Annotated in this window: 20 protein-coding genes and 1 other RNA gene; 16 read left to right on the plus strand and 5 right to left on the minus strand. The window is 61.1% G+C overall.

Annotation, left to right across the window (positions count from 1 at the left end):
* Positions 1-122: 122 nt before the first annotated feature.
* The 4 genes from ssrA to ompA form a co-directional block, all read right to left on the minus strand.
* Positions 123-499: a transfer-messenger RNA gene (gene ssrA / locus C5F53_RS02920) on the minus strand.
* Positions 500-511: 12 nt separating this feature from the next.
* Complete coding sequence (locus tag C5F53_RS02925; RefSeq protein ID WP_105259812.1) at positions 512-1,183, minus strand: HAD family hydrolase; 672 nt, start codon at positions 1,181-1,183, stop codon at positions 512-514.
* Positions 1,183-1,902 carry a bifunctional 2-polyprenyl-6-hydroxyphenol methylase/3-demethylubiquinol 3-O-methyltransferase UbiG gene (gene ubiG, locus C5F53_RS02930; protein ID WP_105259813.1) on the minus strand — a complete coding sequence of 240 codons (720 nt, stop codon included), beginning with the start codon at positions 1,900-1,902 and terminating at the stop codon, positions 1,183-1,185. Before ubiG ends, C5F53_RS02925 begins: the two co-directional genes overlap by 1 nt.
* A 72-nt stretch (positions 1,903-1,974) precedes the next feature.
* Positions 1,975-2,616: an outer membrane protein OmpA gene (gene ompA, locus C5F53_RS02935; RefSeq protein WP_105259814.1), complete on the minus strand. Its 642-nt coding sequence runs from the start codon at positions 2,614-2,616 to the stop codon at positions 1,975-1,977.
* 234 nt (positions 2,617-2,850) lie between these two features.
* Between ompA and gyrA the strand changes: the two genes are divergently transcribed.
* The 13 genes from gyrA (at position 2,851) to crcB (ending at position 17,103) form a co-directional block, all read left to right on the plus strand.
* The gene (gyrA, locus tag C5F53_RS02940) at positions 2,851-5,490 is read left to right on the plus strand and encodes a DNA gyrase subunit A (RefSeq protein ID WP_105259815.1); all 2,640 of its coding nucleotides are present in this window, start codon (positions 2,851-2,853) and stop codon (positions 5,488-5,490) included.
* A gap of 83 nt (positions 5,491-5,573) precedes the next feature.
* Positions 5,574-6,701, plus strand: a complete 1,128-nt coding sequence (gene serC / locus C5F53_RS02945) for a 3-phosphoserine/phosphohydroxythreonine transaminase (protein ID WP_105259816.1) — start codon at positions 5,574-5,576, stop codon at positions 6,699-6,701.
* 10 nt (positions 6,702-6,711) lie between these two features.
* Complete coding sequence (gene pheA / locus C5F53_RS02950; RefSeq protein ID WP_105259817.1) at positions 6,712-7,794, plus strand: prephenate dehydratase; 1,083 nt, start codon at positions 6,712-6,714, stop codon at positions 7,792-7,794.
* A 21-nt stretch (positions 7,795-7,815) separates the two neighbouring features.
* On the plus strand, positions 7,816-8,691 hold the full coding sequence (locus tag C5F53_RS02955; RefSeq protein WP_105259818.1) for a prephenate dehydrogenase/arogenate dehydrogenase family protein: 876 nt from the start codon (positions 7,816-7,818) through the stop codon (positions 8,689-8,691).
* Positions 8,691-10,688, plus strand: a complete 1,998-nt coding sequence (locus tag C5F53_RS02960) for a bifunctional 3-phosphoshikimate 1-carboxyvinyltransferase/cytidylate kinase (protein ID WP_105259819.1) — start codon at positions 8,691-8,693, stop codon at positions 10,686-10,688. The genes C5F53_RS02955 and C5F53_RS02960 overlap by 1 nt, the downstream gene beginning before the upstream one ends.
* A 132-nt stretch (positions 10,689-10,820) precedes the next feature.
* A complete protein-coding gene (gene rpsA / locus C5F53_RS02965) occupies positions 10,821-12,503 on the plus strand; it encodes a 30S ribosomal protein S1 (RefSeq protein ID WP_105259820.1) in 1,683 nt (560 codons plus the stop codon).
* A 120-nt stretch (positions 12,504-12,623) separates the two neighbouring features.
* Positions 12,624-12,935 (plus strand): integration host factor subunit beta, encoded by a 312-nt coding sequence (locus C5F53_RS02970; protein ID WP_105259821.1) that lies wholly within the window; start codon positions 12,624-12,626, stop codon positions 12,933-12,935.
* 28 nt (positions 12,936-12,963) lie between these two features.
* On the plus strand, positions 12,964-13,278 hold the full coding sequence (locus C5F53_RS02975) for a lipopolysaccharide assembly LapA domain-containing protein (protein ID WP_105259822.1): 315 nt from the start codon (positions 12,964-12,966) through the stop codon (positions 13,276-13,278).
* The gene (gene lapB, locus C5F53_RS02980) at positions 13,268-14,425 is read left to right on the plus strand and encodes a lipopolysaccharide assembly protein LapB (RefSeq protein WP_105259823.1); all 1,158 of its coding nucleotides are present in this window, start codon (positions 13,268-13,270) and stop codon (positions 14,423-14,425) included. Before C5F53_RS02975 ends, lapB begins: the two co-directional genes overlap by 11 nt.
* A 17-nt stretch (positions 14,426-14,442) precedes the next feature.
* Positions 14,443-15,372, plus strand: a complete 930-nt coding sequence (rfaE1, locus tag C5F53_RS02985; protein WP_105259824.1) for a D-glycero-beta-D-manno-heptose-7-phosphate kinase — start codon at positions 14,443-14,445, stop codon at positions 15,370-15,372.
* A complete protein-coding gene (gene rfaD, locus C5F53_RS02990; RefSeq protein ID WP_105259825.1) occupies positions 15,369-16,391 on the plus strand; it encodes an ADP-glyceromanno-heptose 6-epimerase in 1,023 nt (340 codons plus the stop codon). Before rfaE1 ends, rfaD begins: the two co-directional genes overlap by 4 nt.
* 26 nt (positions 16,392-16,417) lie before the next feature.
* Complete coding sequence (locus C5F53_RS02995) at positions 16,418-16,708, plus strand: helix-hairpin-helix domain-containing protein (RefSeq protein ID WP_105259826.1); 291 nt, start codon at positions 16,418-16,420, stop codon at positions 16,706-16,708.
* The gene (gene crcB, locus C5F53_RS03000; protein ID WP_105260380.1) at positions 16,708-17,103 is read left to right on the plus strand and encodes a fluoride efflux transporter CrcB; all 396 of its coding nucleotides are present in this window, start codon (positions 16,708-16,710) and stop codon (positions 17,101-17,103) included. Before C5F53_RS02995 ends, crcB begins: the two co-directional genes overlap by 1 nt.
* Here the strand turns inward: crcB and C5F53_RS03005 are convergent.
* Positions 17,100-18,701, minus strand: a complete 1,602-nt coding sequence (locus C5F53_RS03005) for a methyl-accepting chemotaxis protein (RefSeq protein WP_105259827.1) — start codon at positions 18,699-18,701, stop codon at positions 17,100-17,102. The two genes, crcB and C5F53_RS03005, sit on opposite strands and share 4 nt — an antisense overlap.
* Before the next feature lie 116 nt (positions 18,702-18,817).
* On the opposite strand from C5F53_RS03005, the gene nhaD reads away from it, so the two are divergent.
* The 3 genes from nhaD to C5F53_RS03020 all read left to right on the plus strand — a co-directional run bounded on the left by nhaD (position 18,818) and on the right by C5F53_RS03020 (position 22,439).
* A complete protein-coding gene (gene nhaD / locus C5F53_RS03010; protein ID WP_105259828.1) occupies positions 18,818-20,101 on the plus strand; it encodes a sodium:proton antiporter NhaD in 1,284 nt (427 codons plus the stop codon).
* A gap of 159 nt (positions 20,102-20,260) precedes the next feature.
* The gene (locus tag C5F53_RS03015; protein ID WP_105259829.1) at positions 20,261-20,800 is read left to right on the plus strand and encodes a TRAP transporter small permease subunit; all 540 of its coding nucleotides are present in this window, start codon (positions 20,261-20,263) and stop codon (positions 20,798-20,800) included.
* A gap of 76 nt (positions 20,801-20,876) precedes the next feature.
* Positions 20,877-22,439: a TRAP transporter large permease subunit gene (locus C5F53_RS03020; RefSeq protein ID WP_105259830.1), complete on the plus strand. Its 1,563-nt coding sequence runs from the start codon at positions 20,877-20,879 to the stop codon at positions 22,437-22,439.
* Positions 22,440-22,481: the final 42 nt, after the last annotated feature.

Consider the following 22,481-nt stretch of genomic DNA (forward strand, 5'->3'; position numbering starts at 1 on the left):
CTTGGGTCGGATGTTCGCACACCGCACTGGATGAATGCGGAAGCAAGATATACGTAAGACATTGATTTATAAAAGAAAAAAGGCGTTTGCCGAACTTCAGCAAACGCCTTTGGACTTCAGTATGGTGGAGCTGGGGGGATTTGAACCCCCGTCCGCAAACCTTCTTCGAACAGTTCTACATGTGTAGCCATCTGGTTTGGATCTCGCTCCTTGCATCGCGCAGTGGCACGCTATGCAAGACGCCAGCAACCTATTGTCTCGACCCACCCTAAGTTACCCAAGGCAGGCCCAGCCGAATGAAATTAGCCCACAGCCTGGATGGCTTGCGCCACCCTTGCCCAGCCTATCGGCTTGCTGTTGTGAGCCTCACGTGCAATTAAGCAGCGAGTGCGAAACGTTCGTCGTTTGCAGTTAGTTTGTTTGAATCTGTTTTACGAGCGCATTCAGCTCGACATGCCCTGCTGCGCGTCCGAATCCACGTCGAAACCAGTGCAGCCCCTCAGCATCTATTTTAGGTGCCAGGCAGCAATTGCAAGAGGGCCAGGGGAGATTTAATTTCGGCGTCCGCCTGCCACGCTGCGGTGTCGAGGTGGCTGCCGAGGTAACCGTAGGTCGCGGCAACGGTGCGCATGCCAGCGGCACGCCCCGCCACGATGTCGCGCTCGTCATCCCCGACGTAGATGCAGGCCTGCGGGTCTACCCCCAAGCGCCTGGCCGCTTCCAGCAGCGGGGCGGGATGCGGCTTGGCGTGGGGGGTTGTGTCTCCACTCACGATGGCGCCCGCACTGGCAAACAAGGGTATGGATTGGGTCAGCGGATTGGTAAAACGTTGGGACTTATTGGTCACCACGCCCCAAGGAAGTTGGCGCTGTTCCAAGGCGTGTAACAAGGCCGGAACGCCCTCAAACGCATAGGTGCTGTGCGTCATGCAGCGCTCGTAATTGACAAAAAACTCTTCCCGCATCGTCTCAAAATCAGGGTGTTGTGGTGACATGCCAAACGCCACTTGCAACATTCCACGCGCGCCGGCACCCGCCATAGGGCGGTAAAGCGCAGACGGCAGGGAGGGCAACCCACGGTCTACCCGCATCTTGTCGGCAGCGGCGCCCAGATCGGGCGCACTGTCGATCAACGTGCCATCCAGATCAAACAGCACGGCACATACGTTGGAAAATGTAGGCATCAGGTGGTCACCAGCGGTTTACGGGTCGCAACCAAGTAATTGACCTGGGTGTTGCTACTCATGGCATAACGACGGGTCAGCGGGTTGTAACCCAGGCCACAGCTGCTTTGCAGATCCAGGCCCGCACGCCGACAAAACAAGGCCAGCTCACTGGGACGGATCATCTTGGCGTACTCATGTGTTCCACGCGGCAACAAACCGAGCAAATATTCGGCACCCACGATGGCTTGAAGAAACGCCATCGAGTTTCGATTCAACGTCGAGAAGAACACCCAACCACCCGGCTTCACCAAAGTGGAACAGGCTTGCACGACGGAGGCTGGATCTGGCACATGCTCCAGCATTTCCATACAAGTCACTACATCATAAGCCGCAGGCTGCTCGGCAGCCAAGGCCTCCGCACTGATCTCTTGATAACCAACATTGGGGGTTTGTGCCTCCAGCGCGTGCAGCTGAGCCACACGCAAAGCCTTGGAGGACAAATCAATACCGGTAACCAATGCACCTTTGCGGGCCATGGAGTCCGCCAGAATGCCTCCGCCACATCCAACATCCAGCGCCGTTTTGCCCTGTAGTAGTGCAAACGACTGAATCCAATCCAGACGTAAAGGATTGATCTGGTGCAGTGGGCGAAACTCACTTTCCAGATCCCACCAACGGTGGGCCAGTTCAGAAAATTTGGCCAATTCGGCCGGATCGGCATTCAAGGTGGGGTTCATAGTGCGATGGTGGCATAGACAAGAAAAAACCCGCCGAAGCGGGTTTTTTCAGAAACCATGGGGATGGTCGAATTATTTGGCGCGAGTGCCAACCACTTCGATTTCCACGCGGCGGTTTTTAGCCTTGCCTTCTTTGGTCTTGTTGTCAGCAACGGGTTGCTTTTCGCCCTTGCCTTCAGTGTAAACACGGTTCTTTTCAATGCCCTTGGACACCAAATAAGCTTTCACAGCTTCGGAACGTGCCACAGACAGCTTTTGGTTGTACGCATCATCACCGGTGGAGTCAGTGTGACCCACTGCAATGATCACTTCCAGGTTGATACCCTTGACTTTGCTGACCAGATCGTCCAGCTTGGCTTTACCTTCAGGCTTCAACACAGACTTGTCAAAGTCAAAGAAAGCGTCGGCAGCGTAAGTGACTTTGCTGGCAGCTGCAGCAGCGGCTGGTGCAGCGGCGGCGGGAGCAGCAGCTGCGGGCTTGGCAGCAGCAGGAGCTGGTGCAGCAGCGGGAGCGGCAGGAGCAGCAGCCAAAGCGCCATCGCAACCAGCGGCTGCAGTGGCAGGAGTCCAGCTAGCATCACGCCAGCATTGGCCGGAAGCGTTCTTCCAGACATCACCAGCAGCACTGCGCCAGTTGTGGATTTCTTGGGCACCAGCGGCAGTCGCCAAAGCGGCGGTAGCGATCAGGATTGCTACTTTGTTCAATTGTTTCATGAGACCTTCCTTTATCGGGACAAACTGCAGCATGGCTGCGACTAATTGTGTGACGCCCTAGGCCTTGTGCACCAAAGACGTTCGCACTATTGTGCCATAGCGCAGGGCCGCTTTTGAAACATCTGTATCACGCATGTAACTCCATCGGCAGGGAGCCCGTGTTTGTTGCTCTGATGCCACAGCAAGGCGGCCGTAGAATCGAGAGCTGTCCATGACACCGTCCACAGTCTATCCATGACCCAGTTCGCCAAAGAAACCCTGCCCATCAGTCTTGAAGAGGAAATGCGTCGGAGCTACCTCGATTACGCCATGAGCGTGATCGTGGGCCGCGCCCTCCCCGATGCGCGGGACGGCTTGAAGCCGGTGCACCGCCGTGTGCTGTTTGCGATGCACGAGCTCAACAACGACTGGAACCGCGCCTACAAAAAATCCGCCCGTATCGTGGGTGACGTCATTGGTAAATACCACCCCCACGGTGACCAGTCGGTCTACGACACCATCGTGCGTATGGCGCAAGACTTTTCGATGCGCCATATGCTGGTGGACGGCCAGGGCAACTTCGGCTCTGTGGACGGCGACAACGCGGCGGCGATGCGGTATACCGAAATCCGCCTGTCCAAAATGGCCCACGAACTGCTGGCCGATCTGGACAAGGAAACCGTGGACTTCGGGCCCAACTATGACGGCTCCGAAAAAGAACCGCTGGTGCTGCCCACCCGTATCCCCAACTTGCTGGTCAACGGCTCGGGGGGTATTGCCGTGGGTATGGCGACCAACATCCCGCCGCACAACCTGAACGAAGTGGTGGATGCTTGCTTGCATTTGCTGAAAAACCCAGGTGCTTCCATCGACGAATTGATGGAAATCATCCCGGCGCCCGACTTCCCTACCGCCGGCATTATTTACGGCATCAATGGCGTCAAGGACGGTTACCGCACCGGCCGCGGCCGCGTGGTGATGCGCGCCAAGTGCCATTTTGAAGACATCGACAAAGGCCAACGCCAGGCCATCATCGTCGACGAGCTGCCCTACCAGGTCAATAAAAAGACGCTGCAGGAACGCATGGCCGAACTGGTGCACGAGAAGAAAATCGAAGGCATCAGCCACATCCAGGACGAGTCCGACAAGTCCGGCATGCGCCTGGTGATCGAACTCAAGCGCGGCGAAGTGCCTGAGGTGGTGCTGAACAATCTGTACAAGCAGACGCAGTTGCAGGACACCTTCGGCATCAACATGGTGGCGCTGGTGAATGGCCAGCCCAAGCTGTGCAACCTGAAGGACCTGATCGAGGTCTTCCTGCAGCACCGCCGTGAAGTGGTGACACGCCGCACGGTCTTCAACCTGCGCAAGGCCCGTGAACGCGGCCATGTGTTGGAAGGTTTGGCCGTGGCCATGGCCAACATCGATGAGTTCATTCGTATCATCCGCGAATCGCCCACGCCACCCGTGGCCAAGCTGGAACTGATGAACCGCCCTTGGGACAGCAAACTGGTGCGCGAGATGCTCACGCGCACCCGCGCTGACGGCGGTGTGGTAAATGCAGACGACTACCGCCCCGATGGCCTGGAAAAAGAATTTGGCATGGGCAAGGACGGCCTGTACCGCCTGAGCGACACACAAGCGCAGGAAATTCTGCAGATGCGCCTGCAACGCCTGACCGGCCTGGAACAAGACAAGGTGGTTGCCGAATACAAAGAGGTGATGGGCGAGATCGAAGACTTGCTGGACATTCTGGCCAAGCCCGAACGTGTCTCCACCATCATTGGTGAAGAGCTGGGCCATGTGAAACAGGAATTCGGCCAAAGCAAGCTGGGCGCACGCCGCTCGTTGGTCGAACACTCCTCTTTTGACCTGTCCACCGAAGACCTGATCACCCCCACCGACATGGTGGTGACCATGAGCCACAGCGGCTACATCAAGAGCCAACCGCTGGGCGAATACCGCGCCCAGAAGCGCGGCGGCCGTGGCAAACAGGCCACCGCCACCAAAGAAGACGATTGGGTCGACCAGCTGTTTGTGGCCAACACCCACGACTACATCCTGTGCTTCTCCAACCGCGGCCGGCTGTACTGGCTCAAGGTCTGGGAAGTGCCGCAGGGCTCGCGCGGTTCGCGCGGCCGCCCTATCGTCAACATGTTCCCCTTGCAAGAGGGCGAAAAAATCACCGTGGTGCTCGCACTAACCGGTGAAAAACGCACCTTCCCGGCCGACCAGTATGTGTTCATGGCCACCAGCATGGGCACGGTCAAGAAGACTGCGCTGGACGAATTCAGCAACCCGCGCAAGGGCGGCATCATTGCCGTGAACCTGGACGAGGGCGACTACCTGATTGGCGCCGCACTGACCGACGGCAAACACGACGTGATGCTGTTCAGCGACGGCGGCAAGGCTGTGCGCTTTGACGAAGACGATGTGCGTCCGCTGGGCCGCAATGCTCGCGGTGTGCGCGGCATGTCGCTGGACGTGGGCCAAAGCGTGATTGCCATGCTGGTCGCCGAAGACGAACAGCAAAGCGTGCTGACCGCGACTGAAAACGGCTACGGCAAACGCACCAGCATCACCGAATACACCCGCCACGGCCGTGGCACCAAGGGCATGATTGCGATCCAGCAGTCCGAGCGCAACGGCAAAGTGGTTGCCGCCACGCTGGTGCATGTGGACGACGAAATCATGCTGATCACCGACAAGGGCGTGTTGGTGCGCACCCGTGTTAGCGAGATCCGCGAGCTCGGCCGTGCCACGCAAGGTGTGACGCTGATTGGACTGGACGAAGGCTCCAAGCTCAGTGGCCTGCAACGCATTGTGGAAAACGACGCCAACCCGGCCGACGCAGAGTCGGGCGAGGATGCAGGCGACGAGGCCGAAGGCGCGTAAGCACAGCGAAACGCTCCTGAATTGATAGCTGCTGGCGCATATTTAACGGGGGCTAGAGCCCTATTTAACCCATAAACCTGCGAATGCAACGTCCCTACAACTTCTCGGCCGGTCCGGCCGCCATGCCAGCGGAAGTGCTGGCGCAAGCTGCCGACGAGATGTTGGACTGGCCCGACGCCAATGGCCAGCGCTGTGGCATGGGTGTGATGGAGATGAGCCACCGCGGCAAGGAGTTCCAGAGCATTTACGAGGCCGCAGAGGCCAGCCTGCGGGAACTGCTGGAAGTGCCCGCGCAGTTCAAGATCCTGTTCATGCAGGGCGGCGGATTGGCTGAAAACGCCATCGTGCCGCTGAACCTCAGCGCCCTGCGGGCTCAGTCGGGACAGCCGGGTGTGACGGACTTTGTGGTGACCGGCAGCTGGAGCGAGAAGTCGCTCAAGGAAGCGGGCAAGTACAGCCAAGCCCGCACCGCAGTGTCAGGCAAAGACGGAGGCTTCACGGCCATTCCGCCTGTCAGCGGCTGGCACCTGAGCACAGATGCCAGCTACGTGCACCTGTGCACCAACGAAACCATCAACGGCGTGGAGTTCCAGGCCCTGCCAGACCTCAAAGCCCTGGGCTCCAAGGCGGAGCTGGTGATCGACTTCTCGTCCCACGTGGCCTCGCGCCCGGTGGACTGGAGCAAGGTGGGCTTGGCCTTTGGCGGCGCCCAAAAGAACCTGGGCCCTGCCGGCCTCACCCTCGTGGTGGTGCGTGAAGACCTGCTAGGCCATGCCTTGCCGGTCTGCCCCAGTGCCTTCAACTACCAAACGGTGGCCGACAACGGATCCATGTACAACACACCGCCCACCTACGCTATTTACATGGCGGGTCTGGTGTTCCAGTGGCTCAAGCGCCAGGGCGGCATTGCTGCCATGGAAGCGCGCAACATCGCCAAGGCCGAACTGCTATACGGCGCGATTGATGCCACCGGTTTTTATATGAACGGAGTCGCCCGCGGCGCCCGCTCGCGCATGAACGTGCCCTTCTTCCTGCGCAACGAATCGCTCAACGACGCCTTCCTGGTCGGGGCCAAAGCCGCCGGACTGCTGCAGCTCAAAGGCCACAAGTCGGTCGGCGGCATGCGCGCCAGTATTTACAACGCCATGCCCATCGAAGGTGTGCAAACACTGGTGCAGTACATGCAAGAGTTTGAACGCACCCACGGCTAAAACACCCACCATGGCACGCACCCTCCCCGAACTCCGAGTCCTGATCGACGCCGTCGACCAGGAGCTGCTGACCCTGCTCTCCCGCCGCGCGGCCCTGGCCAACGAGGTCGGCGAAGTCAAAAAACTGGACGGCTCGGCCGTCTTCCGCCCCGACCGCGAAGCCCAGGTGATCCAGAACCTGCAGCAGGCCAACCAGGGCGCCTTGAAGAATGAAAGCGTGGCCGTCATCTGGCGCGAAATCATGTCGGCCTGCCGCTCGTTGGAAGCGCCGCAGCGTGTGGCATACCTGGGCCCCAAAGGCACCTTCAGCGAGGAAGCCTCGGTGCGTTTCTTCGGCTCCAGCATCACCCACGTGCCCTGCGCCAACTTTGACGAAGTGTTCCACGCCGCCACCGCCGGCTCGGCCGAGTTTGGTGTGATCCCCGTGGAGAACAGCACTGAGGGTGTGGTCACCCGCTCGTTGGACCTGCTGCTCAACTCCCCGCTGCACATCGTGGGCGAAATCAGCCTGCTGGTGCGCCACCATCTGCTGCGCACGACTGCGTCGCTGGACGGCATTGAGGTCGTGCTGGCCCATCCACAGGCGCTGGCCCAGTGCCAGCAGTGGCTCAGCACCCACCTGCCGAACGCCGAGCGCCGAGCGGTCTCCAGCAACGCCGAAGGCGCGCGCCTGGCTGCAACGAATCCGGCCTGGGCCGGCATCGCCAGCGAACGCGCGGGTTCCGAATTTGGCCTGCACATTGCGTCGCACGCCATCCAGGACGAGGCCTTCAACCGCACCCGTTTTGTCGTCGTCTGCCTGCCCAGCGTGCTGCCCGCGCCCGAGGCGTCGGGCAAAGACTGCACCAGCCTGGTGGTGTCCGTACCCAACAAACCCGGCGCGGTACATGACATGCTGGTGCCGCTCAAACGCCACGGCGTGTCCATGACACGTTTTGAATCCCGGCCCGCACGTTCCGGCCAATGGGAATACTATTTCTACATCGACTTGCAAGGCCACCCGTCCCAGCCCCCTGTGGCGGCGGCCCTGAAAGACTTGTCCAGCCTGTGCGCCTTCTACAAGGTGCTGGGAACCTACCCGCTGGCCGACTGATGCACACCTGCAGGACCCTTTATGTTTGAACAGCTTGGCTTGATTGGATGTGGCTTGATGGGCGGCTCGTTTGCCCTGGCCCTCAAACGGGCTGGCCTGGTCAAACGCGTGGTGGGCTACAGCAAGTCGCCCTCCACCACCGAGCGCGCGCGCCAAATGGGAGTGATCGACATCGAGGCACCGTCGGCGCTGCTGGCCGTCTCCGGCGCCGACATCGTGCTGATCGCCGTGCCGGTGTCTGCCACCGAGGCCACCTTCAAGGCCATCAAACACCTGGTCACCCCCAGCATGCTGATCATGGACGTGGGCTCCACCAAACGCGACGTGATCGACGCGGGCCGCCGTGGCCTGCGCGAGCACATCGGTTCGTTTGTGCCCGCCCACCCGATTGCAGGCAAAGAGCTGTCGGGCGTAGAACATGCCGATGCCGACCTGTACGCCGGCAAACAAATCATCCTGACCCCGATTGAACGCACCCTGACCACCCAGCTGCAAAAGGCCGTGGACGTGTGGACTGCGCTGGGCTGCCGCGTGCTGAAAATGTCGCCCGAGCAACACGATGCCGCCTTTGCCGCCGTGAGCCACCTGCCGCACCTGATTGCGTTTGCGCTCATGAACGCGATTTCCAGCCAACCCCAAGGCAAAGACTACCTCTCGCTGGCCGGCCCCGGTTTTCGTGATTTCACGCGTATCGCGGCGGGTGACCCCAAGATCTGGCGCGACATCATGGTCTCCAACCGCGAAGAACTGCTGGAGCAAAGCAAGGTGTTCCAGCGCACCCTGCAGGCCATGGAACTGATGATCTCCAGCGGCAATGGCGATGCGCTCGAAGGCCTGATCGAGCAGGCCAGCAACACCCGCGCCAACTGGACCATGGCGTCCAAACACAATAAATAATGTTCTCCACCGCCTTCCTGGACCTCCCCCCCCTCGCCCATGCGGCGGGTACTGTCACACTCCCCGGCTCCAAAAGCATTTCCAACCGCGTGCTGCTGCTCGCCGCCATGAGCGCGGGCACCACCACCATCCACGACCTGCTGGACTCCGACGACACCCGCGTCATGCTGGTAGCACTGCGCACGCTGGGCTGCGGCGTGGAAGAATCCGGCGCCATCGTGCGCATCACCGGCCTGGGCGGTCAGTTGCCCAACGCCTCGGCCAAACTGTTCCTGGGCAACGCCGGCACCGCCATGCGCCCGTTGACCGCCGCACTGGCCGTGTTGGGCGGTGATTTCGAACTCAGCGGCGTGCCGCGCATGCACGAACGCCCCATTGGTGATTTGGTGGATGCACTGCGCCAGCTGGGTTGCATCATTGACTACCTGGGCAATGACGGTTACCCGCCACTGCGCTTGGGTCGTCCGGCGCTCAAACTCGACGCACCCATTCAGGTGCGCGGTGATGTGTCCAGCCAGTTCCTCACCGCCTTGTTGATGGCGCTGCCGCTGGTAGCCACCAAAGACATCGTGATCGAAGTGGTTGGCGAACTCATCTCTCGCCCCTACATCGAGATCACGCTCAACCTGCTGGCGCGCTTTGGCGTGCAGGTGCAGCGCGACGGCTGGCAACGTTTCACCATTCCCGCAGGCTGCCAACTGCAGTCGCCCGGTGACATTCACGTCGAGGCCGACGCTTCCAGTGCTAGCTATTTCATAGCGCTTGGCGCAATATCTACGGGCTCTAGTGGCAAAAATGGCATCAAAATTCAAGGGGTAGGTGCGGACTCCATCCAAGGCGACATCCGCTTCATGGAGGCCGCCCAGGCCATGGGTGCCCAGATCGAAAGTGGCCCGAACTGGCTGCAGATCCAGCGCGGCGCCTGGCCCCTGAAGGCCATCGACCTGGATTGCAACCACATCCCCGATGCCGCCATGACCCTGGCCGTGATGGCCCTCTATGCCGACGGCACCACCACGCTGCGCAACATCGCCAGCTGGCGTGTCAAGGAAACCGACCGCATCGTCGCCATGGCCACCGAGCTGCGCAAGCTGGGGGCTACCGTGGTCGAAGGCGCGGATTTCATCCGCGTGACGCCGCCCGCTTCCATAGAAGCATGGACCACCGGCAGTATCCACACCTACGATGACCACCGCGTTGCCATGTGTTTCTCGCTGGCCGCGTTCAACCCGGCAAGCCTGCCCATCCGCATTGAAGACCCCAAATGCGTGGCCAAAACCTTTCCCGATTACTTTGAGGCGCTGTTTTCGGTCGCCACGGCCCACACCGCCGCCATTCCTGTGGTCTGCGTAGATGGCCCCACCGCTTCGGGCAAAGGCACACTGGCCGCGGTGCTGGCCGAAAAGCTGGGTTACCACTTCCTGGACTCGGGCTCGCTCTACCGCATCACCGGGCTGGCCGCAACGCGCGCCGGCATCACGCTGGACGTGGCCAACGAACAGGCCATCGTAACCCTGCTGCGCAGCCTGCCCATCCATTTCGAAGGCAGCCACATCTGGCTGGCCAACGAGGACGTGAGCGAAGCCATCCGCACCGAAGAGGCTGGCATGAACGCCTCCAAGGTATCGGCTTTCCCCGCCGTACGGGCTGCTTTGATCGACCTGCAGCGCGGTTTTCGCAAGCTACCGGGGCTGGTCGCCGACGGTCGCGACATGGGTACGGTGATCTTTCCAGACGCCCCGCTCAAGGTCTACCTGACCGCCAGCGCCGCCTGCCGGGCCGAGCGGCGCTATAAGCAGTTGATTTCAAAGGGAATTCAAACTACAATCGACAGTCTTCGTGCCGACCTGGAGGCGCGCGACGCCCGGGACTCGTCCCGCACCGTCGCCCCCTTGAAGCCTGCAGAAGATGCCCAGTTGCTGGACAACTCGGATTTGACAGTCGAATCGTCTGTTGAAACGGTGTTGGCCTGGTGGCAAAGCAAGCAGCCTTTTTAGCCCCGGCTAACCAGGCAGTTGGTAGAAAACAAAGGCTTGTGCCTTTGTGTGGTCCCCATAGCTCCTCTCGCGCGTCTGCGCACCGGCTGTGGGGTTCAATAACTTAACCCCGCGGTGCAAACCGCAACACTCATGTCTGAATCTTTCGCAGCCCTATTTGAAGAATCGCTACAACGCTCGGAAATGCGCACCGGTGAAGTCATCACCGCTGAAGTCGTCCGCATCGAGCACAGCTTCGTCGTTGTCAACGCTGGCCTCAAGTCCGAAGCCTACGTGCCAATCGAAGAATTCAAGAGCGACAAGGGCGAAATCGAAGTCCAAGTGGGCGACTTCGTGTCCGTGGCCATTGACTCCGTGGAAAACGGCTATGGCGACACCATCCTGTCCCGCGACAAGGCCAAGCGTCTGGCTTCCTGGATGAGCCTGGAAAAGGCCCTGGAATCTGGCGAATTCGTAACCGGCACCACCTCCGGCAAGGTCAAGGGCGGTCTGACCGTTCTGGTCAACGGCATCCGCGCTTTCCTGCCCGGTTCGCTGGTCGACACACGTCCTACCAAGGACCTGTCTCCCTACGAAAACAAGACCCTGGAATTCAAGGTTATCAAGCTGGACCGCAAGCGCAACAACGTCGTGTTGTCTCGCCGTGCCGTGGTCGAAGCCTCTATGGGCGAAGAGCGCGCCAAGCTGATGCACACCCTCAAAGAAGGTTCTGTGGTGCAAGGCGTGGTCAAGAACATTACCGAATACGGTGCGTTCGTGGACTTGGGCGGTATCGACGGCCTGCTGCACATCACCGACATGGCATGGCGCCGCGTCCGTCACCCTTCCGAAGTGGTGACTGCTGGTCAAGAGATCACTGCCAAGATCCTGAAGTTCGACACCGAAAAGAACCGCGTGTCTCTGGGTCTGAAGCAAATGGGCGACGATCCTTGGATGGGCGTGAACCGCCGTTACCCCCAAGGTACCCGCATGTTCGGCAAGATCACCAACATCGCCGATTACGGCGCGTTTGTGGAACTGGAACCCGGAATCGAAGGTCTGGTCCACGTGTCCGAAATGGACTGGACCAACAAGAACGTTGCACCTTCGAAGATCGTTGCCCTGGGTGACGAAGTCGAAGTCATGGTTCTGGAAATCGACGAAGACAAGCGTCGCATCTCCCTGGGCATGAAGCAGTGCAAGGCCAACCCATGGCAAGAATTTGCTCAGAACACCAAGCGCGGTGACCGCGTGAAGGGCCCCATCAAGTCCATCACCGACTTCGGCGTGTTTGTGGGTCTGGCTGCCGGTATCGACGGCCTGGTGCACCTGTCCGACCTGTCTTGGAACGAGTCTGGCGAAACCGCCGTGCGCGAGTTCAAGAAGGGTCAAGAAGTTGAGGCTTTGGTCTTGGCTGTGGACGTGGACCGCGAGCGCATCTCCCTGGGTATCAAGCAGTTGGATTCCGATCCTTTCACCACCTTCGTGTCGGTTAACGACAAGGGCCAGATCGTGACCGGCAAGGTCAAGACTGTGGACGCCAAGGGTGCTGAAATCGACCTGGGCGAAGACATCCTGGGTTACCTGCGCGCTTCCGAAATCAGCCGTGACCGCGTGGAAGATGCGCGCAACGTGCTGAAAGAAGGCGACGAAGTGACGGCTGTGGTGGTGAACGTGGATCGCAAGACCCGCAACATCCAGTTGTCCATCAAGGCGAAAGACATGGCTGACCAAAACGAAGCCATGCAATCCCTGAGCCAGCAGTCTGCCCGCGAAAACGCCGGCACGACCAGCCTGGGCGCTTTGTTGCGTGCCAAACTGGACAACAACTCCTAATCAGTTGGGGACAGAGCCAAAGGTCTGTCCCACACAACATCTGATATGTTGCTGACCTGAACGAACGACCGGCTCCCTTGGGGTGCCGGTCGTTTTTTCTTCTCCCTAGCCTAGACACCCATGACCCGCTCCGACCTTGTTGAAGAACTGGCCAACCGTTTCCGCCAACTGACCCACCGCGACGCCGAGTTCGCCGTGAAGGCCATTCTGGACGCCATGAACGACGCCCTGGTCCGGGGACACCGCATTGAAATCCGTGGTTTTGGCAGCTTCTCCATCAACCGCCGCCCGCCCCGCATGGGCCGCAATCCGCGCAGTGGAGAGAGTGTGGCGATTCCCGAAAAACGCGTGCCTCACTTCAAGCCCGGCAAAGCCCTGCGCGAAGCCGTGGACCAACGCACTGCCGAGCTGGAATCCAAGACCAATCCCTGAGTAGAATCTCCGGGCACCGAGGAGATGAATGAAACAGCTCGTATGGCTCTTTAAGTGGCTACTTAAAGCGGCCATTTTTTTTACCCTGTTCGCTTTTGCCCTGAACAACCAGGGCGATGTCACCGTGCAGTTTTTCTTTGGCACACGCTGGACCGCGCCCATGGTGCTGGTGGTGCTGATCACCTTTGCCGCCGGTGTAGCCATTGGCGTACTGGGCATGGTGCCGCGTTGGTGGCGCCATCGCCGCGCTGCCAAGCAGGCCCGCAACCAAGCCGCCACCGCACTGGCCACCGTAGCCGCAGAAGCCGACAAAACCCCAACACCGCCACCGCATGGACTTTGATATCACCCTGATCCTCATGGGCCTGCCCGTGGCCTTTGTGCTGGGGTGGTTAGCCTCGCGCATGGACCTGCGCCAGCTGCGCATGGAAAACCGCCAGGCTCCCAAGGCCTATTTCAAGGGCCTGAATTTCCTGCTCAACGAGCAGCAAGACCAGGCGATTGATGCCTTCATCGAAGCGGTGCAGAACGACCCCGACACCTCGGAGTTGCACTTCGCGCTGGGCAACCTGTTTCGCCGCCGTGGCGAGTACGAACGTGCGGTGCGTGTGCATGAGCACCTGCTCTCGCGTGGTGACCTGAGCGAAGACGACCGCCACCGGGCCCAACACGCGCTGGCACTGGACTACCTCAAGGCCGGCCTGCTCGACCGCGCAGAAGACGCCCTGCTCAAGCTCGAAGGTACCCGTTTTGAAGCCCAGGCCCGCTTGGCCCTACTGGCCAATTACGAACGCTCGCGTGACTGGGAACATGCGGCGCTGGTGGCGCAGAAGCTCGAATCCAGCGGCCAGGGTAGTTTTAAGGGGCGCCTGGCCCACTACCTGTGCGAACAAGCGGCAACCCTGGCCACTGCGGGCCACACCGAGGAAGCCAACGTGCTGCTCAATGAGGCCATCGCCACCGCCCCGGAGGCCCCGCGCCCGCGCATGGACCTGGCCCAGCTGCAAAGCAAGGCAGGCCACGCAGCCCAGGCCTGCACCACACTGACGGACGCCATGCACGCAGCCCCCACTGCCGTTGGCTTGATTGCACCGCTGCTTGCGCAGCAGGCGATTGCAGCAGGGCAAGAGCCCAAAGCCTTGGACTTGCTGAAAAAAGTCTATGCCCATGGGCACTCGCTGGACGTGCTGGACGCGATCGTGGCGCTGGAAGCCGCCAGTACCCACACTACACCCACAGCGCGTGAGTGGTACGCCCGCCATCTGGAGACCGAACCCTCGTTGGTGGCTGCCGCCAAGTGGATTGCCGGCGAAAAGCTGGAGCATGAAGCCTTCCACCCCCATGTGCAGCGCGCATTGGACAACGCCGTCAAACCCCTCACACGGTACCGCTGCGCCGCCTGCGGCTTCGAAGCCAAAGTGCACTTCTGGCAATGCCCTGGCTGCCAAGCCTGGGACAGCTACCCCGCACGCCGTGTAGAAGAACTCTGAATCGCTATAACAAGACCATGACGATTTCCAAACTGACTCTGTCAAAAGCCCGCGTGTTGGTCGTGGGTGATGTGATGCTGGACCGCTACTGGTACGGTGCGGTGGACCGCATCAGCCCCGAGGCGCCGGTGCCGGTGGTGCGCATCACGCGCGAAGAAGAGCGTTGCGGCGGTGCCGCCAACGTGGCCTTCAACGCGGCCACGCTGGGGGCTCAGGCATCACTGCTCACCGTGGTGGGCGACGACGAGGCCAGCCACAAACTCGAAGCGCTGGTGGCCACCACCGGCATCCGCACCCACTTTGGCCGCGATGCCGACCTCAAAACCACGGTCAAGCTCCGCGTCATTGGCCGCCAGCAGCAGCTGATTCGCCTGGACTTTGAAAACACACCCAAGAGCGAGATCCTGGCCACACAAACCGCCACGTTTGCACAGCTGCTGCCCGAGCACGATGCGGTGCTGTTCTCCGACTACGGCAAGGGCGGCTTGGCCCACGTGAGCGACATGATTGCGCGTGCGCGCGCCGCCGGCAAACCCATCCTGATTGACCCCAAAGGCAGCGACTACTCGCGCTACCAGAACGCCAGCGTGATCACCCCCAACCGGGCCGAGCTGCAACAGGTGATTGGCGGCTGGAGCAGCGAGGACGACCTGCGCACCAAGGTGCATAACCTGCGTGAACAGCTCAAACTCGATGCCGTGCTGCTGACCCGCAGCGAAGAGGGGATGACCCTGTTTGACGCCGCGGGCCAACTGCATGTGAGCGCTCAGGCGCGCGAAGTGTTTGACGTGACCGGTGCCGGCGATACGGTGATTGCCACCATGGCCACCCTGGTGGGCGCGGGCCTGAGCCTGCGTGACGCGGTGCCTCTGGCCAACCGCGCCGGTGGTCTGGTGGTAGGTAAATTCGGCACCGCCACGGTGTCTTACGAGGAGCTTTTTGCATGACACGCATCGTGGTCACCGGCGCAGCCGGTTTTATTGGCAGCAATATCATTGCCGGGCTCAACGCACGCGGCCTGACCGACATCATTGCGGTAGACGACCTCAAGCAGGGCGACAAATTTCGCAACCTGGCCGACCTGCAGATCGCCGACTATGTGGACGCAGACACCTTCTACGACGAGTTTGCATCGGGCCACTATGGCCAGGTGGAAGCCGTGTTCCACGAAGGTGCCTGCAGCGACACCATGGAGCAGGACGGCAAGTACATGATGGCGAACAACTACACGCTGTCCTGGCACCTGTTCCAGGCCTGCCAGAAGCGTGGCGCACGCCTGCTGTACGCGTCCAGCGCGGCCACCTACGGCGGCTCCGACACCTTCCGCGAAGACCCTGCATTCGAGGCGCCGCTCAATGTCTACGGCTACTCCAAGCTGCTGTTTGACCAGCGCATGCGCCGTGAGTGTGGCAACGACTTCCAGCGCACCAAGGCCGGCAAGACCATGCAGGTGGTGGGCTTTCGCTACTTCAACGTGTATGGCCCGCGCGAGCAGCACAAGGGGCGCATGGCCAGCGTGGCTTTCCACCAGTACCACCAGTTCAATGCCGAGGGCAAGGTCAAGCTGTTTGGCGAATACGGCGGCTACCCGCAAGGCGGCCAGATGCGCGACTTCGTCTTCATCGACGATGTGGTGGCCGTGAACCTCTGGTTCTTTGACAACCCTGGCCAAAGCGGCATCTTCAACCTCGGCTCCGGCCGCGCCCAGCCCTTTAACGACGTTGCCAGCTCGGTGGTCAACGCCATGCGCGCCATCCGAGGCGAAACGGCGCTGCCATTGAGCGACATTGCAGCCCAGGGCTTGGTGGAGTACATCCCCTTCCCCGATGCGCTGCGCGGCAAGTACCAGTGTTACACCCAGGCCGATCTGTCTGCGCTGCGCGCCACCGGTTGTGACCATGCGTTTGTGGATGTGCAAACCGGTGTGGCCCAGTACGTGCAGTGGCTGGCCCAGCGCAAAGCCTGATTCCCTCCCCTACCCCAGGAGTGCTTATGTCGATCCCACGCCAGCTTGCCGTGTGTGCCTTCAGTGTCTTGATCAGCGCCTCGGCCTGGGCACTCGACGTCAACAGCGCCACCGAAGCGCAACTCGACAGCGTCAAGGGTCTGGGCCCCAGCAGCACCGGGCGCATATTGCAGGCGCGTGAGGCCGGCCCCTTCAAAGACTGGGCAGACTTCATGGCCCGCGTCAAAGGCATCAAAGGGCCTGCGGCCAGCAAACTGTCCGCCGAAGGCCTGACCGTCAATGGCGCACCGTTCAACACCAAAGGCACCTCGCCGTGATACCTCAGGTGCTGGCCATTTGCCTGGGCGCGTGTGTAGGCGCGCTGGCCCGCTGGCAGTTGGGCCTGTGGCTCAACCCGGTGGCCACGGCGGGCACCGTGCTGCCCTGGGGCACGCTGGCGGCCAACCTGCTGGGGGGTTACCTGGTGGGCGTGTGTGTGGCGGTGTTCCAGGCCCTGCCGCAGCTGGACCCAGTCTGGCGCCTGGCCCTGGTCACCGGTTTTCTTGGTGCGCTGACCACTTTCTCCAGCTTCTCGGCCGAAGTGGTAGCCATGCTGGGCCAGCAGCGCTACGCCCTGGCGCTGGGCACCGCAGCATTGCACCTGATGGGCTCCTTGTTGCTGACCGTGGCCGGCCTGCGATCCGCTACTTATTTGATAGCTGCTCGCGCTTAATTCATAAGGGCTAGAGGCCTATTTGGCATCAAAGTCAGCGGCTGCGTATCCAGCTGAAACACCCGCACCGCGGCGCGTAACTGCTGGGTCTCTTGGGCCAGGCTCATGGCACCGGCTGCCGACTCCTCCACCATGGCCGCGTTTTGTTGCGTGGCCTGGTCAATGCCTCCCATGGCAGTGTTGATAGCGCCAATGCCTTGCAGTTGCTCATGTGCAGCAGCGCGGATGCTCTCAATCACGCCCACCACCTGCCCCACCCCTGCCACCATCTCACGCATGGTCTGACCAGCCTGGGCCGCCAGCGCCGAGCCCTGGTCAATTTTTTCGACCGAGGCATGGATGATGGCTTTGATCTCGCGCGCCGCCTGGGCCGAACGCCCGGCCAGTGAACGCACCTCGCTGGCCACCACCGCAAACCCCCGCCCCTGCTCGCCCGCACGGGCCGCTTCCACCGCCGCATTCAGCGCCAGGATATTGGTCTGAAAAGCGATGCCGTCAATCACCGCAATGATGTCGGCGATCTTGCGGGAGGCGTTGTTGATGTCCTGCATGGTGTGCACCACCTGGTTCACCACCGCGCCACCCCGCTGCGCCACTTGCTGGGCCGCATCGGCCGAACCCACCGCCTGGGTGGCCGAATCGGCCGTGTGGCGCGCCGCCAGCGACAGCTGCTCAATCGACGCCACCGTGCGCTGCAGCGCCGCTGCGGCCCGCTCGGTGCGTTCGGACAACTCGCCATTGGCCATGGCAATCTCGGCGGTGTTGTCCCCCACCACCTCTACACCGGTGCGCACCTGCCAGACCAGTTGGCTCAGTGCCGTGTGCATGCGCCCCAGGTCCTGCTGCACCTGCGCAATTTCGTCTCGGCCCTGCGCCTGCACGGTGGCCGTCAAATCCCCCTGGCCCCAGGCCTTGGCAGTGGCCTGCAGAACCTGCATGGGGCGCACGATGGACCGCACAATCGCCAGCACCAGCAGCGTGGCCAGCGCCGCCACCGCCGCAGTGGCCGCCAGCACCACCCAGGGGGCTTGGCCGCCCGTGCGGGCCAGGCCGGCACGACGCTCACTGGCGCGCGTGGCAATGGCCTGGGACACCGCCGCCAACGCCTGCTCCGTGGCCTGCATGTCTGCGGCCAGGGGCGCCATGGCCGCGTTGGCTGCCCACGGGTCGTGCAACTCCCCCCGCGCCAGCTTGCCCAATATGTCCTTGAACCCCGCCTCATACACACGCAGGCGCCGCGCCATCTCCCCCAAGGCTGCGGCCTCCACCGCCTGCGCCAGCGTTTGGACCTGCGCCAGCGACTGCTGCGTGGCCGCCAGCGACTGGCTCCACAACAGGCTGAAGCGTTCGGTGGCCACCTCGTCGCCCATGGTCAGCAACACATCCTTCTCAAAGCGGCGCGCATCACCCATGTGCGTGCGCACCGCACCCAGCACCTGCAGCGACTCAAACTCCGAATCGATGAAGTCGGTGGCACGCGTGGCCTCGCGGTCTATGGTCCACGCCGCAAAGCCGCCCACCGCGGCCAGGGCCAACACAGAGAACACCAACAACACCAGTAAACGGGATCGAATCCGCAAACGCGCAAGCCATGCCATACCGCCCTCCTATGGCATGAAATGCTCGCTGGTACGCATGACGTCGGTGTGACACAGCCATTACACTGCCACCCCGGTGCGCTAACCGCCACCGCCGAACCTTGAAAGCCCCTCCGATGCTGACTGCCCTGATCCTGGTGTTCGTTCTTGCCTACCTCGCGATTGCGCTGGAGCACCCGCTCAAAGTCAACAAGTCCGCCACCGCCTTGTTGGGTGCCGGGCTGATGTGGACGCTGTATGCCCTGGGCCAGGACAACCCGCAAGCCCTGAATGCACAGCTGGGCGAATCGCTGATGGGCACCGCCCAGATCGTGTTCTTCCTGATGGGTGCCATGGCCATCGTCGAGGTGGTCGATGCGCACAATGGCTTCGAAGTCATCACCTCGCGCATCCGCACCACACGCCTGTCCAAGCTCATGTGGCTGGTCGGTGGTGTGTCTTTCTTCCTGAGCTCCATCCTGGACAACCTGACCACCACCATCGTCATGGTGTCCCTGATGAAGAAACTGCTGGACCGCCGTGAGGACCGCCTGTTCTTCGCCGGCATCATCGTCATCGCCGCCAACGCAGGTGGCGCCTGGACCCCGATCGGGGACGTCACCACCACCATGCTCTGGATAGGCGGACAAATCACCGCCACAGAAATCATGAAAGGCCTGTTCCTCCCTTCGCTGGTCAATCTGCTGGTGCCCCTAGCGGTCACCAGCGCCTGGCTGGGCCAGCGTCCGGTGATCGCCCCCCAGCAACACGCAGACGACATTCCGTTCGAAACCAGCGCCTTCGAGCGCAACTTGATGTTCTTCATGGGTCTGGCCATTCTGGTGCTGGTGCCGGTGTTCAAGACCGTGACCCACCTGCCCCCTTTCATGGGCATTCTGCTGGGCCTGGGCCTGCTGTGGCTGGTAGGCGACCTGGTGCACCGCAAAGAAGAAGACTTGCGCAAACAACGCCTGACGCTGGCCCGTGCGCTCACGCGTATCGACATGAGCTCCATCGTATTTTTCATCGGCATTTTGCTCAGTGTCGCGGTGCTGGAGCATGCCCATGTGCTGTCCTCCATTGCCCACTGGCTGGACACCACCGTGGGGCGGCAAGACCTGATCGTGCTGCTGATTGGCCTGGTCAGTGCGGTGGTGGACAACGTACCCCTGGTGGCAGCCAGCATGGGCATGTACAGCCTGGCGCAGTACCCCACCGATAGCTTTTTGTGGGAGTTTTTGGCCTACTGCGCAGGCACGGGTGGCTCCATCCTGATCATCGGATCTGCAGCAGGTGTGGCCGCTATGGGGTTGGAGAAAATCGACTTTCTCTGGTACGTCCGCAAGATCAGCGGCCTGGCCTTGCTGGGCTACATTGCGGGCGCACTGACCTACCTGGCACAGCAGCACTGGATGGCCTGAACCAGCGCAGCGCCAACGCCGCACACGCAACAGATTTAAGGGTAAACACCAAGCCGCCGCGTCAGGTTTTCTACAGGGGATTTAAGGCACTATTCCCCTATTGATGCAGCGGGGCTCTCCCCGCCCGTGTCCATCGCTATTAAAGATTGGAGACTTCCCGTGGCAATCCTTTTGAAACTCGCACTCGGCATGGACTGGGTCAGCGAAAAATTCGGCACGCTCGCATCCTGGACCGTGTTATTCGCAGCACTGATCAGTGCCGCCAATGCTTTTGTGCGTTACGGATTTGACTGGAGCTCCAACTCCTTCATCGAAATCCAGTGGTACCTCTTCGCCTACATGGTGATGGTGGGTGCGCCGCTAGTGCTCAAGCTCAATGAACACGTCCGGGTCGACCTGATCTACGGCAAGATCAAGGGCAACAAGCCGGTCTATGTCGACCTGTTTGGTCTGGTGGTGTTTCTGCTGCCGGTCATCACCCTGCTGATGGTCCTGTCCTGGGGTTACTTTGTGAACTCCTGGACCTCCGGCGAAATGTCGCAAAACGCTGGTGGCCTGATCCGCTGGCCCGCCGTTTTGGCCATGCCCCTGGGCTTTGGCCTGGTGGTACTGCAAGGCCTGGCCGAAATCATCAAACGTGTCGCCTACTTGCAAGGCAAGTACCAGATGGACACGCACTACGAAAAGCCTTTGCAATGATGCGCTGATCGCCCGCTTCAGCTGCTGCGCCCTTGCCTTGTAGGCACGCCCCCGTTTTGAGATTCAGGAACTAGATATGCAAATGGAACACTTCCCACCCATCATGTTTGCGGGGCTGGTCATCATCATGTTGATCGGCTTCCCGGTTGCCTTCTCGCTGGCGGCCCTGGGGCTTGCCAGTGGCTTCTACGCCATCGAGATGGGCTGGTTCCCCGCCGCCTTCATGGGCAACCTGCCCATCTCCATCTTCTCCATCCTGAACAACGAATTGCTGCTGGCGATTCCGTTCTTCACTTTCATGGGCACCATTCTGGAAAAGTGTGGCCTGGCTGAAGACATGCTGGACTCCATGGGCCAGCTGTTTGGCCCCATGCGCGGTGGTGTGGGCTACTCGGTCATCATCGTGGGCTTCATCCTGGGTGCCATCACCGGCACCGTGGCGGGTCAGGTGATCGCCATGGCCCTCATCTCACTGCCCGTGATGATGAAATACAACTACAACATGCGTTACGCCACCGGCGTGCTGGCCGCCTCGGGCACCATCACGCAGCTGGTGCCGCCGTCGCTGGTGCTGGTGGTGCTGGCGGACCAACTGGGCCGCCCCGTGGGTGACATGTACAAGGGTGCCTGGGGCCCATCGCTCATGCAAGTCGGCATGTTTGCGCTCTACACCTTCCTGCTCACCCGCGTTAAACCCAACTACCTGCCCGGCATCCCCGTGTCGGAGCGCACCCTGAACGGCTGGGCGCTCTGGAAAAAATGCCTGCGCGGCATCGTGCCCTCGGCCATCCTGATCTTTACCGTGCTGGGCTCCATGGGCGGCCTGCCGTTCCAGAACCACGCCATTGCCACCCCCACCGAAGCCGGTGCCATGGGTGTGGTCGGCGCCATGATCCTGGCCGCCATGTCCAAACGCCTGAGCAAGGCCCTGATCTGGGAAGCCATGGCCGGCACCATGCGCCTGACCGCCATGGTGGTGTTCATTCTGATCGGTTCACGGGTGTTCAGCCAGGTGTTCCAGGGGGTGGACGGCGCCAAGTGGGTCGAACACCTGCTCACCGGCCTGCCAGGCGGCCAAACCGGTTTCCTGATCGTGGTGAACGTGTTTGTGTTCTTCCTCGCGTTCTTCCTGGACTTTTTCGAGATCGCCTTCATCATCGTGCCCATGCTGGCACCCGTGGCCGACAAGATGGGCATCGACCTGATCTGGTTCGGTGTGTTGTTGTGTGTGAACCTGCAGACCAGCTTCATGCACCCGCCGTTTGGTTTTGCACTGTTCTACCTGCGCGGCATTGCCGACACGCTGTTCAAGGACAAACGCATTCCCCGTCCGGTGCTGTCCAACGACATCTACCTGGGCGCCATTCCCTGGGTGATCATGCAAATCATCCTGGTGGTCATCGTGATCTTCGTACCGCAATCGGTCACCATGTTCCTGGACGAAAAGATCGACGTGGACGTGGACAAGGTGGTCATTGAAATGCCCGTTGAGGAGCCCGCCCCCGGCATGGAACTCAAGCCCGGCGAACTGCCCATGCCCAAAGAAGGCGAACCGGTGGACGAAGCTGCCGCCGACAAAGCGGCAGAAAAAGCCGCCGATGACGAGCAGAAAAAAATCGACGAGCTGTTCAAGAAATAAACGCCCTCTGGCCAACCCGGCCCACCAGCCCCGTCCTCGGAT

Source organism: Rhodoferax sp. TS-BS-61-7 (genome assembly GCF_002943465.1).
In the GTDB taxonomy this organism is placed as follows: Bacteria; Pseudomonadota; Gammaproteobacteria; order Burkholderiales; family Burkholderiaceae_C; genus Allorhodoferax.

Coding starts and splice junctions, on each gene's coding strand:
- C5F53_RS02955 (WP_105259818.1), top strand. CDS start 7,816: ATGTTTGAACAGCTTGGCTTGATTGGATGTGGCTTGATGGGCGGCTCG.
- C5F53_RS02960 (WP_105259819.1), top strand. CDS start 8,691: ATGTTCTCCACCGCCTTCCTGGACCTCCCCCCCCTCGCCCATGCGGCG.
- lapB (WP_105259823.1), top strand. CDS start 13,268: ATGGACTTTGATATCACCCTGATCCTCATGGGCCTGCCCGTGGCCTTT.
- gyrA (WP_105259815.1), top strand. CDS start 2,851: ATGACCCAGTTCGCCAAAGAAACCCTGCCCATCAGTCTTGAAGAGGAA.
- pheA (WP_105259817.1), top strand. CDS start 6,712: ATGGCACGCACCCTCCCCGAACTCCGAGTCCTGATCGACGCCGTCGAC.
- rpsA (WP_105259820.1), top strand. CDS start 10,821: ATGTCTGAATCTTTCGCAGCCCTATTTGAAGAATCGCTACAACGCTCG.
- rfaE1 (WP_105259824.1), top strand. CDS start 14,443: ATGACGATTTCCAAACTGACTCTGTCAAAAGCCCGCGTGTTGGTCGTG.
- C5F53_RS03020 (WP_105259830.1), top strand. CDS start 20,877: ATGCAAATGGAACACTTCCCACCCATCATGTTTGCGGGGCTGGTCATC.
- serC (WP_105259816.1), top strand. CDS start 5,574: ATGCAACGTCCCTACAACTTCTCGGCCGGTCCGGCCGCCATGCCAGCG.
- rfaD (WP_105259825.1), top strand. CDS start 15,369: ATGACACGCATCGTGGTCACCGGCGCAGCCGGTTTTATTGGCAGCAAT.
- C5F53_RS02970 (WP_105259821.1), top strand. CDS start 12,624: ATGACCCGCTCCGACCTTGTTGAAGAACTGGCCAACCGTTTCCGCCAA.
- ompA (WP_105259814.1), bottom strand. CDS start 2,616: ATGAAACAATTGAACAAAGTAGCAATCCTGATCGCTACCGCCGCTTTG.
- C5F53_RS02925 (WP_105259812.1), bottom strand. CDS start 1,183: ATGCCTACATTTTCCAACGTATGTGCCGTGCTGTTTGATCTGGATGGC.
- C5F53_RS02995 (WP_105259826.1), top strand. CDS start 16,418: ATGTCGATCCCACGCCAGCTTGCCGTGTGTGCCTTCAGTGTCTTGATC.
- ubiG (WP_105259813.1), bottom strand. CDS start 1,902: ATGAACCCCACCTTGAATGCCGATCCGGCCGAATTGGCCAAATTTTCT.
- nhaD (WP_105259828.1), top strand. CDS start 18,818: ATGCTGACTGCCCTGATCCTGGTGTTCGTTCTTGCCTACCTCGCGATT.
- C5F53_RS02975 (WP_105259822.1), top strand. CDS start 12,964: ATGAAACAGCTCGTATGGCTCTTTAAGTGGCTACTTAAAGCGGCCATT.
- C5F53_RS03005 (WP_105259827.1), bottom strand. CDS start 18,701: ATGGCATGGCTTGCGCGTTTGCGGATTCGATCCCGTTTACTGGTGTTG.